This is a genomic window from Stenotrophomonas sp. Steno-C15, from assembly GCF_056393265.1.
Map to the genome: position 1 here is coordinate 176,014 of NZ_JBWJPF010000005.1, position 11,101 is coordinate 187,114.

General features: G+C 67.6%; 13 protein-coding genes. 4 read left to right on the forward strand and 9 right to left on the reverse strand.

Annotated elements, in window-relative coordinates; genetic code table 11:
* The first annotated feature begins 111 nt into the window (after positions 1-111).
* Positions 112-1,185 (forward strand): polyketide cyclase, encoded by a 1,074-nt coding sequence (locus tag AC06FB_RS06740; protein WP_053516163.1) that lies wholly within the window; start codon positions 112-114, stop codon positions 1,183-1,185.
* Between the two features lie 108 nt (positions 1,186-1,293).
* Entirely contained in the window at positions 1,294-1,665 is a 372-nt protein-coding gene (locus AC06FB_RS06745; RefSeq protein WP_065182368.1) for a DUF423 domain-containing protein, read from the forward strand.
* A gap of 19 nt (positions 1,666-1,684) precedes the next feature.
* On the opposite strand, the gene AC06FB_RS06750 is transcribed toward AC06FB_RS06745, so the two are convergent.
* Genes AC06FB_RS06750 through AC06FB_RS06775 form a run of 6 tightly spaced genes read right to left on the reverse strand, consistent with a single transcriptional unit; the run spans position 1,685 to position 5,668 of the window.
* Positions 1,685-2,494, reverse strand: a complete 810-nt coding sequence (locus AC06FB_RS06750; RefSeq protein WP_346475998.1) for a M15 family metallopeptidase — start codon at positions 2,492-2,494, stop codon at positions 1,685-1,687.
* A gap of 9 nt (positions 2,495-2,503) precedes the next feature.
* Positions 2,504-3,097 carry a PH domain-containing protein gene (locus AC06FB_RS06755; protein WP_460256344.1) on the reverse strand — a complete coding sequence of 198 codons (594 nt, stop codon included), beginning with the start codon at positions 3,095-3,097 and terminating at the stop codon, positions 2,504-2,506.
* Positions 3,094-4,383: an alpha/beta hydrolase gene (locus AC06FB_RS06760; protein WP_065174601.1), complete on the reverse strand. Its 1,290-nt coding sequence runs from the start codon at positions 4,381-4,383 to the stop codon at positions 3,094-3,096. The genes AC06FB_RS06755 and AC06FB_RS06760 overlap by 4 nt, the downstream gene beginning before the upstream one ends.
* 2 nt (positions 4,384-4,385) lie before the next feature.
* Positions 4,386-4,565 carry a DUF4177 domain-containing protein gene (locus AC06FB_RS06765; RefSeq protein WP_053516154.1) on the reverse strand — a complete coding sequence of 60 codons (180 nt, stop codon included), beginning with the start codon at positions 4,563-4,565 and terminating at the stop codon, positions 4,386-4,388.
* The gene (locus AC06FB_RS06770; protein ID WP_053516152.1) at positions 4,562-4,741 is read right to left on the reverse strand and encodes a type II toxin-antitoxin system antitoxin; all 180 of its coding nucleotides are present in this window, start codon (positions 4,739-4,741) and stop codon (positions 4,562-4,564) included. Before AC06FB_RS06770 ends, AC06FB_RS06765 begins: the two co-directional genes overlap by 4 nt.
* A gap of 45 nt (positions 4,742-4,786) precedes the next feature.
* Complete coding sequence (locus AC06FB_RS06775) at positions 4,787-5,668, reverse strand: SPFH domain-containing protein (protein WP_053516150.1); 882 nt, start codon at positions 5,666-5,668, stop codon at positions 4,787-4,789.
* Positions 5,669-5,798: 130 nt separating this feature from the next.
* Here AC06FB_RS06775 and purT point away from each other — a divergent pair, with 130 nt between their 5' ends.
* Positions 5,799-6,986: a formate-dependent phosphoribosylglycinamide formyltransferase gene (purT, locus tag AC06FB_RS06780; protein ID WP_111186570.1), complete on the forward strand. Its 1,188-nt coding sequence runs from the start codon at positions 5,799-5,801 to the stop codon at positions 6,984-6,986.
* A 66-nt stretch (positions 6,987-7,052) separates the two neighbouring features.
* On the opposite strand, the gene AC06FB_RS06785 is transcribed toward purT, so the two are convergent.
* Positions 7,053-8,258 carry an endonuclease/exonuclease/phosphatase family protein gene (locus AC06FB_RS06785; protein ID WP_111186571.1) on the reverse strand — a complete coding sequence of 402 codons (1,206 nt, stop codon included), beginning with the start codon at positions 8,256-8,258 and terminating at the stop codon, positions 7,053-7,055.
* 38 nt (positions 8,259-8,296) lie between these two features.
* Positions 8,297-9,052 (reverse strand): arginyltransferase, encoded by a 756-nt coding sequence (locus tag AC06FB_RS06790; protein WP_053516144.1) that lies wholly within the window; start codon positions 9,050-9,052, stop codon positions 8,297-8,299.
* Positions 9,053-9,207: 155 nt separating this feature from the next.
* Between AC06FB_RS06790 and AC06FB_RS06795 the strand changes: the two genes are divergently transcribed.
* The gene (locus tag AC06FB_RS06795; protein WP_065182363.1) at positions 9,208-9,771 is read left to right on the forward strand and encodes an EF-hand domain-containing protein; all 564 of its coding nucleotides are present in this window, start codon (positions 9,208-9,210) and stop codon (positions 9,769-9,771) included.
* Positions 9,772-9,821: 50 nt separating this feature from the next.
* Here the strand turns inward: AC06FB_RS06795 and AC06FB_RS06800 are convergent, their stop codons facing one another.
* Complete coding sequence (locus AC06FB_RS06800) at positions 9,822-11,039, reverse strand: RNA polymerase sigma factor (RefSeq protein ID WP_346475995.1); 1,218 nt, start codon at positions 11,037-11,039, stop codon at positions 9,822-9,824.
* Positions 11,040-11,101 lie beyond the last annotated feature (62 nt).

Below are 11,101 nucleotides of genomic sequence, written 5' to 3' on the forward strand. Positions count from 1 at the left end.
CGGCAGGGAAACCGGTGCGCCAATCGCGATAAACAATGCCCGCGAAGCCTGCTAGGATTGGCGCTTCGCTTCAATCAACCCGGCCGTGGGATCGGCCCCGGAGACTCCTGAATGACCCGTATTATCGAGTTCCTGATCGCCTTGGGGATCGTGGCTGGCCTGTTCGTCATCATTGGCGTATGTCTGCCGGGCGAGCGCCACATCACCGAAAGCATCGAGACCAACCGCAAGATGACGATCGTGTACGACACGGTCAGCAGCCTGCGCCGCTTCAAGGACTGGAACCCGCTGGTACTGCGCGATCCCGCCGTTGAACTGAAGCTGTCCGGCCCGGCCTCCGGCGTCGGTGCCACCCTCGACTTCTCCTCCAAGGACCTGGGCAACGGTTCCTGGAAGGTGACCGAGGCCGAAGAGAACAAGCGTGTTGTGATCGCCATCGAAGACCCGACCAAGGGTCACGACAAGGTCACCACCTTCAATCTGGAGCCGACCGGCAAGGGTGGTCGCAACGTCAAGATCACCCAGGACTACTCGGTGAAGTACGGCTTCGACCTGTTCGGTCGCTACGCCGGCCTGTATGTCAGCCGCCAGATCGGCGACGACATCAAGCTGGGCCTGTCGCGCATGGCGAACATGCTGGCCACCGTGCCGAACGTCGACTACCGCACCCCGGAAGCGCCGCTGACCGATCTGGGTATCGTGCAGGTGCCGGCCGAAGACCTGCTGGTCGTCAACGCCGGCAACGTCGACCGCGGCCAGGACACCATCACCAAGTCCATCAAGGACAACCAGGAGTGGATCAAGCGCGTGATGGAGGCCAATGGCCTTGAAGCCGCCGGTCCGTTCCGCATCATCACCACCGATTTCGGTGCCGAGAAGTACGCCTTCGACATCGCACAGCCGGTGAAGAAGAAGGGTACCGAAGGTGCCACCGGTGAGGAGCTGACCGTCAAGATCGACGGTGGTGCGCCGGTCAAGTACGTGCATGTCGCCCCGCATCGTTCGGCGCATGCGGCCTACACCGGTCACATGGCCGGCCTGGACGTGGCCCGCAACGGCCTGCGTGCGTGGGCAGTGACCTCGGGCAACGAAGTCATCGACCGTCCGTACGAATCGTGGAAGGACGGCGTGGACAAGTCGTTCACCCAGGAAGGCACCTACGACATCTACTGGGCCGTCAAGTAAGCGCTGGCTGACCCATGTAGTGTTGGACACGAAAACGCGCCGCTTCCTGCGGCGCGTTTTTTTTCATCCCGCGTCCGCCGCCGGGCGGGCGCCGCGCAAGGAGCAGTCATGTTCAATCTGGAACGACGTGCGCGTAAGCCCTCGCTGCTGGCCTGCATCGGTGCGCTGTTGGCGGCCGCTTCGATCGGCCTGTCGGCCTATGCCTCGCATGGCGTGTCCGATCCGCAGGCGCAGCAGCATCTGAACATGGCGGCGCTGTATGCGTTCGCCCATGGTGCCGTGCTGGTTGCGGTGGGACGGCGCGCGCAGGGCGTGATCGCACATCTGGCGCTGTACGTGCTGCTGCTGGGCGTCGTGCTGTTCTCCGGCAGCCTGGTGGGCAGCGCGCTCTGGCAGTGGCCTACCCGGCTGGCGCCTGTGGGCGGCACCAGCCTGATGGTGGGATGGGTGCTGCTGGCGATCGACGCCCTGCGGCGGTGAGGGCAGTGCGGGGAGGGGCTCAGCCGTTGGCCGGTCTCCAGCACCAGTGCCAGGGCTCGTAGACGATCCCGTGCGGGTTGCCGCGCGGGTAGCTCAGGTGGAATCCATGCCCGCGGGCGTGCGCCTGCAGCCACGCGAACGCATCGGTACGCTCGAACGATTCCTCTGCAGGTGCATCGCCCGGGGTGCCGATATCCAGTGCGTGCCCGCTGTGGTGTTCGCTGAAGCCCGGCGCGGCGTTGACCTTCAGGATCTCCGCCACGCTCAGGCCGCGGCCGCGCTTCCGCTCGAAGATTCCCAACTGGTACGCATGGCTGCGGAAGCCGGAAATGGCATCCAGGGCAACGCCATCGCGGGCCGCGTGCAGGTGCATCCGCCGCCACCCCTGCGCCGCGTCGCGGCGCAACCACAGGGGCCGCGAAAAGCGATCGCGGCCGGCGAAATGCAGCAGGCACGGCTCGGCTTCCAGCGGCAGCCCGGTGTCATCCGCGTAACCCTGCGCATCCAGGCCAAGGTGCTGCAGGCGTTGCTGCAAGCCCGCCAGGGGCAGCCATCGCTGCTCCAGTGCCGCAGCGAAAGGGCGTGACGCGCGGGCATCCAGCAGTGCCAGCGCCTCCTCCACGCCAGGCTCGTGCGGCAGACGCGGCACCAGCGAATGAACGCCCTGCGTCAGCACGGCGGCCAGATAGCGGCCATCGCGCTTGCGCCGCAGCACCCAGCGGGCCCGCGCCAGCAGGCGTGCATCGAGGTTGCTGCGCGCGCGCAGCAGATCGGCCGGCCACAGTTCGATGGCCTCGGTGTTCAGCAGCAGCAGCGGTCGGCGATGCATGTCCGCAGCTTACTGCCGTGGCGGGGCTGCGGCCACCTTGCGCAGGGCGTCAAGCAATGCCTGTGGGCGTTCCATGCTCAGCAGCAGGGTGCTGCCGCCGCGCACCGGGATCGCCAGCGTGCGGTGACGGTCGGTGACCAGGGCGAAGCCCTTGCCGCCGCCCTGCAGCCGCATATGCCCGGAATAGAAGCCGGGCATCGAGTAGCCGTTGGTCTTGAAGCGGATGCCATAGCGGCGGTCCTGCGCCAGGTCCACCACCTCGGCCTGGTCCAGCAGCATGTCGCGCACCGGTGTACGCCGTCGGTACAGCGTCGAACGCACATCCAGCACGCCACCCACCAGCTCCACGCGGCGGCGGAAGAACGAAGTACCCAGGCCCACGCCGATCAGCACCAGCACGGCGATGCTCCATGCCGCGCTGCCGTTCATCAGGAAGAACGGCGGCGACAGGGTGACTTCCATCCATGGTGCAGGCGCACGCGTGCGGCTGAACTGCACGGACACGCTGATGACCAGCACGGCCAGCACCGGCAACAGCACCCACAGCACGCGCAGGGGTGAACTGCCAGCCAGCTCGAACGGACGGGCTTCATTGGGGCTCATCGTTGTGCCTCCACCCATCGGGCGATGTCATCGATCAACCCCGCATCGACATGGCCGGGCCGGGTGTACTCCTTCAACGAACTCGGGCCGCTGCCAGCGATGCCGATGTGGTTCAGCGCCGGATAGGTCCGCCACTGCACATCGTCGCGCCGGGCGAGGGCCTTCTGCCAGAGTGCCCAGTCGGCATCGGGAACCTGGAAATCGCGCCCGCCATGCAGCATCAGCAGCGGTGCGCGCAGCCGCTGTGCATCGGCGCGGGCATCTACGGCTTCGATGCTCTTCCAGAAGGACTGCGGAACGCCGAGTGGCAGTTCGCTGGCGGGTACCGGCGTGCTGCCACGTGCTGCGGCGATCTGGCTGTCCAGTTTGTCCAGCAGCGCCTGACCGGCCGCGCTGATGTCGCCGTCCAGGCTCAGCAGGTAGCGGTTCTGTTCCGGCAGCAGGTCCAGCAGCGTGCGCGCGGGAGCGGCCCACAGGATGGCGCCACGCGCCTGTGGCCAGCGGCTGGCGATGCGTGGCGCAAGCATGCCGCCCTGGCTGTGGCCGAGCACGAACACGCGGCGGCCGTCGATGCGCGGGTCGCTGGCGACGGCCTCCAGTGCCGCCACCGCATCGTCGGTGGATTCGTCATCGACAGTGAAGGTGCCGCTCTGGAAATCCTGGGGTCGGGCGAGAGTGCGCTTGTCGTAGCGCAGTACCGCGATTCCGTGCGCGGCGAGGCCACGGGCGATATCGAGGAAGGGACGGTTGCCGCCGATGGTTTCGTCACGGTCCTGCGGGCCCGAGCCGTGCACCAGCACCACTGCCGGGAACGGGCCTTTGCCCTTGGGCAGCGCCAGCGTGCCGGGCAGCGCACCGCGTGTCTGCGGCACACTGAAATCAACTTCGCTGTAGGTCGCATCGGCCGGCGGCGGCGGTGCCTTGGCCGCGGGGGCGGGGCGCAGCAGCAGGCCGGCGACCTTGTCCTGTGCATCCACGGCCACCTGCGCGATCACCGCGCCACCGGTGAACTGCAGCGGAACTTCCACCAGGTGCAGGCCCTGCTGCTCGCTGCTGCGGGCCTGGCCGCGCTGCTGCAGTTCGCCCAGGGACCGCCACACGCTGTCGAGCTTCTCGGCGGGAACGGCACGGGCCATCTGCGGGGTCAGCATCGCCTCCGCATCGGCGATGCGGCCGGCCTGTAGGTGGTCCAGCAACCGGGCGGCAACCTGCTGCGGTTCGGCGGCGAATGCGCCACCGCTCAGCAGCGCCAGTGAAAGGGCGAACAGCGAACGGCGGGTCTTCATGGTCAGAGCTCCTTCTTGAAGACCAGCACCGCTGCGCTCATCGGCGCGGGGATCACGATGTTGACCAGCTCCCAGCCAAGCTGGCCCTGCTTGTTCAACGCCTCCTGCACGGCTTCGGTCTTCATGCTGCCCATCAGCGTCGAGGGCACTTCCAGGGTCTGGTACGTCCAGCGCTTGCTCATTCCTTCTCCTCCTGAGGTGGCTTGGGATGCGGCAGCCTGCCGGCCTTGCGCAGCGCGTCGCGCAGCAGGTACTCGATCTGCGCGTTGAGGCTGCGCAGTTCGTCGTCGGCCCAGCGCTGCGCCGCGGCCAGGACGTCGGCGTTGATGCGCAGTGGATAGGCTTTCTTCTCGCTCATGGATGCTCCTGGCGGGGCGGTGGGGCGCCCCGTTGCGAGGGTGATTCAGTACAGCGAACCGGCGTTGACGATCGGCTGCGTGCCCCGGTCCGAACACAGCACGGTCAACAGGTTGCTGACCATGTGCGCCTTGCGTTCCTCGTCCAGCTGCACCACGCCGTTCTTCTGCAGTTCGCCCAGGGCCATCTCGACCATGCCGACCGCACCGGCAACGATGCGCGTGCGTGCCGCGATCACCGCGTTGGCCTGCTGGCGCTGCAGCATGGCCTGGGCGATTTCGGCAGCATAGGCCAGGTGGCTGATGCGTGCGTCGATCACCTGCACGCCGGCGTCGGCCAGGCGCTCGGCCAACTCGTTCTTCAGGTGCTGGGAGATCTCGCTGGCGTGGCTGCGCAGCGCCAGCTGGCCCTCTTCATGCTGGTCGTAGGGATAGCTGGTGGCCATCGCGCGCAGCGCCGATTCGGACTGGATGTGCACGAAGCTCTCGTAGTCGTCCACGTTGTAGACCGCTTCGGAGGCATCGACCACCTGCCAGACGATCACTGCGGCGATCTCGATCGGGCTGCCATCGAGCTCGTTGACCTTCAGCTTGCCGCTTTCGAAATTGCGCACGCGCTGGCTGACGTGGCGCTTGCTGTAGAAGGGGTTGTTCCAGCGCAGGCCATTGTCTTTCACGGTGCCGACGTACTTGCCGAACAGGCTCACCACCGCGGCCTGGTTCGGCTGCACGGTGTACAGGCCCGCCAGCGCGAACAGCGCCACCACCGCGACCAGCGCGCCAACCAGCATCATCAGCAGGTTGGGGGAGCCGGTCGACGCCTTGGCGGCGATGCCCAGCACGAACAGCACACCGCCGAAGACGGCGACGAGCAATGCGCCCGCCAGAGTGCCCAGGCCGTTGAGGGAGGACAGCGACTTCTCTTTCATGGCAGTACGTCCTTGAGGGTTCGAGGCGACGATATCAAATTGATATCAGATGGCGACTACCGTTCGTCGGGAACCGCCGCTGGACCGGCTAGAATGCCCACCCGCCTTCACATCACTGCCGGACCCCTCCATGGCCAAGCTCGGAACCCCCCTCTCGCCCTCCGCCACCCGTGTGCTGCTGCTGGGCTCGGGCGAACTCGGCAAGGAAGTGGCCATCGAGCTGCAGCGGCTGGGCGTGGAGGTGATCGCCGCCGACCGCTACGCCGATGCGCCCGCCATGCAGGTCGCGCATCGTTCGCACGTGATCGACATGCTGGATGCGATGGCGCTGCGTGCGCTGATCGCCCAGGAACAGCCTCATCTGGTGGTGCCGGAGATCGAGGCGATCCACACCGAGACGCTGGTACAGCTGGAACAGGAGCAGGGCCTGCGGGTGATCCCCACCGCGCGTGCCGCACGCCTGACCATGGACCGTGAGGGCATCCGCCGCCTGGCTGCCGAGACGCTGGGCCTGCCAACCTCGCCCTACCGCTTTGTCGATACCGAGGCGGAGTACCGCGCCGCCGTGGCCGCCATCGGCCTGCCGTGCGTGGTCAAGCCGGTGATGTCCTCCTCGGGCAAGGGACAGAGCACGCTGCGCAGCGAAGCGGACATCGCGCCGGCCTGGGAGTATGCGCAGACCGGCGGCCGCGCGGGCGCCGGCCGCTGCATCGTCGAGGGATTCATCGATTTCGACTACGAGATCACTCTGCTGACCGTGCGCCACGCGGCAGGTACCTCGTTCTGCGCGCCGATCGGTCATCTGCAGAAGGACGGCGATTACCGCGAGAGCTGGCAGCCGCAGCCGATGTCGGACAAGGCGCTGGCGCGCGCGGAGGAGATCTCGCGTGCGATCACCGATGACCTGGGTGGCTGGGGCCTGTTCGGCGTGGAGCTGTTCGTGAAGGGCGATGAAGTGTGGTTCAGCGAAGTGTCCCCGCGCCCGCACGACACTGGCCTGGTGACGCTGGTATCGCAGGAACTGAGCGAGTTCGCGCTGCACGCACGCGCCATCCTGGGCCTGCCGGTTCCGGTGATCCGCCAGAGTGGTCCGTCGGCATCCTGTGCATTGCTGGCGCAGGGCGAAGGCGTGCCGTACTTCAACAACGTCGCTGCCGCACTGCAGGTGCCGGATACGGCCGTGCGCCTGTTCGGCAAGCCGAGCGTGCACGGTCAGCGCCGTGTCGGCGTCACCCTGGCGCGCGCCCACACCATCGACGAGGCGCGCTCGATCGCCCGTGATGCCGCCGACGCCATCGGCGTCGAGCTGCGTCCGTAAGCCGGTAGCGCCGCGCCGCGCCCGGCGGCTTTCTGCAAGGCAGAGCAGCGCGCCTGGCGCCTGGGGTCACTTCACATCCACCCACACCAGGTGGTGGTCGCTGCCGTCGGCAATCTTCGCGTCAGGGCTGTTGCTGGCTGGCCAGAACACGCCACTGCCCACGTACTGGAACCCGGTGGAAGGCAGCACGTAATCCAGTCGCAGGGTGCCGGACTTCGGGCCAAAGTCGCCGGTGGCGTGGAAGGGCGCACCCTTGCGCACGATGCCCTTGGCGGCATAGGCGAGGCTGGTTTCCTCACCCCCCGCGCTGCGTGGGGTGGGGTAGCGCAATACGCGTGCGTTCTCGATCAGTTCGACGATCGCCTCGTGGCGGCCATCGCCGTCGACCGGGTCGTTGTTGAGATCGCCGAGGATCACGAAGCGTGCATCCTGCGCCAGACCTCCGCACTGGCCCTTGTCGTCGCACAGCCAGGGCTTGTCACCCGCGGTGAGATACTCCTGCCACAGGCGCAGTTCGTCGTGGTTGCGCGCCGCGTTGCGCTTTTCCGGGCCGTCGAACACCGGCGGCGTCGGGTGCGAGACCAGCGCATGCACCACGCCTGCCGGGGTCTGCACCGGTACATCCCAGTGCGACTTCGACGACAGGCGCAGCTTCGACCACACGGCGTCGCTGTAGAAGCTCTGCCCGCTGCGCGGATCGACCGGACGGATCGCGCCCGGCATCGTGCTCCACTTCAGCAGCTGGAAGCTGCGTACCCTGGCTTCATCGATCGGGTAGCGCGACAGCACCAGCATGCCGTACTGGCCCGGGTGCAGGCCGTAGCCCCAGGCATCGTTGCCACGGCTGCGACCTTCGCCGCCGACCACGCCGTTGTTGTCCAGGTCCAGGCCACTGGGCACGCCGGTGTTGACCGGGGCCAGGTAGCGGTAGGCGAAGTGCAGCGGCGCGCCGCCGCCCGGCTGCGCCACTTCCAGGTAGCGCTTCTGGAACAGGTCGGCGGCGCGATGGGCGTCGTCGAAATCGAATTCGTTCAGCAGCACCAGGTCCGGGCGCACCTGCTGCAGCACGGCGGCAATCTTGCGCGCATGCGCGCTGTCGCCTTCAAGCTCCCGGATCAGGCCGCCGGCCTCATCGGAGTACAGCGACGTGTTGTAGGTGGCCAGGCGCAGCGATGCGGACGGTGTTTCGGTCATCGCAGGGGTCCTGGCAAGAGCAGGGGCCGCAGCGCCACACAGCAGGGCCAGGGCAAGAATCAGGGGTTGGGTGTTCATGCCGCCTATTGTGCACCCCGCCCGGTGTCAGCGGTTTGTCAGCGGCCGTCCAGATCGCGGTCGAAATCGTGCCAGCGACGGCCATCGTAGGCCTCCAGCGGACGGAAGCGGCGCTTGTAGTCCATTTTCTGGTGTTCACGGATCCAGTAGCCCAGATAGACGTGCGGCAGTCCTTCGCGACGCGCCCATTCGATCTGCTGCAGGATGGCGAACGTGCCCAGTCCCCGCGCTGCGTGGTCTGGATCGAAGAAGGTATAGACCGCCGAAAGGCCGTGCTCGGTGACATCGGTGACGGCCACTCCGAGCAGCTGGCTGGGCCGGCCATCGTGGCCCGGCAGGCGCATCTCCAGGAAGCGGGTGTGCGACCAGCTGCCGATCAGGAACTGCTCGAACTCGTGCGGGCCATGATCGTCCATGCCGCCGTTGGCGTGGCGGTGCACCAGATAGCGGTGGTAGAGGGCAAACAGGTCCTCGCGCGCAGTGGCGGCGGTGATCCGCACTTCCAGGTCGGCGTTGCGGGTGGCGCAGCGACGCTGGCTGCGGTCCGGTGCGAACCGGGCCACCGGAATCCGTACCGCCACGCAGGCATGGCACTGCGCGCAGTGGGGCCGATAGACCAGGTCGCCGCTGCGGCGGAAGCCCCAGCTGAGTGCGAGGGGATACAGGCCGCCCAGGCGACGGTCGTGGGGATCCATCACCAGGTCGCGCGCCACCCGGTCCGGCCAGTACCCGCAGGGGTGCTCGCCGGTCTGGAACAGCCGCAGTTCGTCGTCTCTGTCGCCGTGGATCGCCATGGCCACAGCATAGCCCCAGCGTGTCGCAATGAACGCGACTGTCCGCCGGATGAACGGAACTGGCGACCGCGTCAACCGCCGTCGCGGCCGGGCGTTGTTGTCATTCGAGGGTGAACTGATCACCCCGACGCAACCTCATCCCCAGGAGTGACCTCATGATCCGTACCCCCCTGCTGCTGGCCCTGCTGCTTGCCACGTCCGCCTCCGGTGTCGCGCTGGCGGCGACTCCCCCGACCGCACCGGCACAGCGTCCGGCCAAGCTGGACACCAACGGTGACGGTGTCATCGACCGCAGCGAGGCCGCTGCCAACCCACGTCTGGCGGCCAAGTTCGACGAACTGGACCGCAACAAGGACGGCAGGCTGTCGCGCGATGAAATGCCGCGCTGGCAGCATGGTCGTCGTGGCGGCCATGGCGGCGAGCGCTGGGCCAGGCTGGACACCGACAAGGACGGCCGCATCAGCCGCGAAGAGGCCAAGGCCGATCCGCGCCTGGCGGCACGTTTCGACCAGCTCGATCTCAACAAGGACGGCTATCTGGACAAGGCTGATCGCGAGCTGCGCATGAAGCAGCATCGCGACGCCTGGTTCGCCGCTGCCGACACCAACAAGGACGGCCAGTTGAGCAAGGCCGAATTCGATGCGGCGAAGGGCCCGATGCATGGCGGCCCGCGCCACGGGGGCCCGCGTGACGGCGCCGCACCGAAGCCGCAGCGCTGATCACGGCGCAACCTTCAACGACGACGCCGGCAGACTGCCGGCGTCGTCCGTTACAGGCGACCGCTGTCGAGCAGCGTATAGGCCACCAGGGCGATCACCAGCAGGTTCATCGCGATGATGGCGCTGCGGCCGTACATCGCTTCGTACTTCCAGTTGATGCCCTGCCGCCCGCGCCGCGCTGCGTCGCGCACGATCAAGGGCCGCATCAGGCGCTGCAGCGGTCCCAGGCACTGGTAGTTGACCGCACCCAGGCCGATGGCCATGACCACCAGGTGTACCCATACCGGCGTCTGCAGCAGCACGACCAGCAGTATGGACAGGCAGCAGGCCATCACGGTCCAGGTGTTGAGATGGACGAAGCGCCGGACCTGGGCCCGCTCCGGTTCCGTTTCGGCGTAGGACAGCAGGAAGCGACCGCCCAGGTAGCTGCCCAGCACGCCGCCCAGCACGGCACCGGCGATCGCTGCCCAGTTGTGGGCCGGGACCAGATGCAGGTGCCCCAGCGCCGCTGTCAGCGATCCCATCGCGGTACCGCCGGCTGCGCTGGCGCCGCCCAACCCCAGCTTGCTGCCGCCAATGCCCACACCGGTGCCGAGCAGGATCGCGGCACTGGCCGTGCCGGGCGCAGCGATCAGCACCATCGAGACCACGGTGGTTGCGAAGGCAGCGCTGGGTGCGCTGCTGCGCGCGAATTCGCCGAAGCGCTGCAGCAGTCCCTCGCGGACCTGCGCGCGGGCCCGCGACAGGCGCTTGCGCACCGCCGCATCACTCAGGCCCAGCAGGTCCGCCACCTGCTGCGAGCGCTGACCTTCCCGGTAGTAAAGCAGCAGGACTTCGCGGCTGTCGGTGGGCAGCGCCGAGATGATGTCCTCGGCGGCAACCTCCTCTTCCAGTCGCTGCAGGCGGTCGGCGGCAGTCGGCGAGGGGTCGGCCGCCATGCCCAGCGCAACTTCGGCGGCCTCGCCGCTCAGGGGCCTGCCGCGTTGTGCACGCAGCCAGTCGCGCGCGAGGTTGCGGGTGATCTGCCGCAGCCAGGGCAGGAAGCTGGTGGAACTGCGCAGCTGGTGCAGTTGCTGCCAGCCCTTCACGAACGCTTCCTGCGCGATGTCCTCGCTGGCCTGGCGATCGCCGGTAATGGCCAGGGCGATGGCGGTCACGGTGTTCTGGCAGGCGAGCACGATGCGCCCATAGGCGTGCTGGCAGCCACTGCTGGCGGCTGGCAGTTCACGTTCCAGGGTCTGGTCGATGCTGGCGGCGAACGTCGTCATGGCAGCGGCTCCTGCAGGGATTGTGTCCCATGACGGGGCCGCGTGCCGAATGTGACCGGTTC

Excerpts from the sequence above, each read along its gene's own strand:
- AC06FB_RS06760 (WP_065174601.1), bottom strand. The coding sequence starts at position 4,383 with ATGAAGACCCGCCGTTCGCTGTTCGCCCTTTCACTGGCGCTGCTGAGC.
- purT (WP_111186570.1), top strand. The coding sequence starts at position 5,799 with ATGGCCAAGCTCGGAACCCCCCTCTCGCCCTCCGCCACCCGTGTGCTG.
- AC06FB_RS06795 (WP_065182363.1), top strand. The coding sequence starts at position 9,208 with ATGATCCGTACCCCCCTGCTGCTGGCCCTGCTGCTTGCCACGTCCGCC.
- AC06FB_RS06800 (WP_346475995.1), bottom strand. The coding sequence starts at position 11,039 with ATGACGACGTTCGCCGCCAGCATCGACCAGACCCTGGAACGTGAACTG.
- AC06FB_RS06755 (WP_460256344.1), bottom strand. The coding sequence starts at position 3,097 with ATGAGCCCCAATGAAGCCCGTCCGTTCGAGCTGGCTGGCAGTTCACCC.
- AC06FB_RS06745 (WP_065182368.1), top strand. The coding sequence starts at position 1,294 with ATGTTCAATCTGGAACGACGTGCGCGTAAGCCCTCGCTGCTGGCCTGC.
- AC06FB_RS06775 (WP_053516150.1), bottom strand. The coding sequence starts at position 5,668 with ATGAAAGAGAAGTCGCTGTCCTCCCTCAACGGCCTGGGCACTCTGGCG.
- AC06FB_RS06740 (WP_053516163.1), top strand. The coding sequence starts at position 112 with ATGACCCGTATTATCGAGTTCCTGATCGCCTTGGGGATCGTGGCTGGC.
- AC06FB_RS06765 (WP_053516154.1), bottom strand. The coding sequence starts at position 4,565 with ATGAGCAAGCGCTGGACGTACCAGACCCTGGAAGTGCCCTCGACGCTG.
- AC06FB_RS06790 (WP_053516144.1), bottom strand. The coding sequence starts at position 9,052 with ATGGCGATCCACGGCGACAGAGACGACGAACTGCGGCTGTTCCAGACC.
- AC06FB_RS06750 (WP_346475998.1), bottom strand. The coding sequence starts at position 2,494 with ATGCATCGCCGACCGCTGCTGCTGCTGAACACCGAGGCCATCGAACTG.
- AC06FB_RS06785 (WP_111186571.1), bottom strand. The coding sequence starts at position 8,258 with ATGAACACCCAACCCCTGATTCTTGCCCTGGCCCTGCTGTGTGGCGCT.
- AC06FB_RS06770 (WP_053516152.1), bottom strand. The coding sequence starts at position 4,741 with ATGAGCGAGAAGAAAGCCTATCCACTGCGCATCAACGCCGACGTCCTG.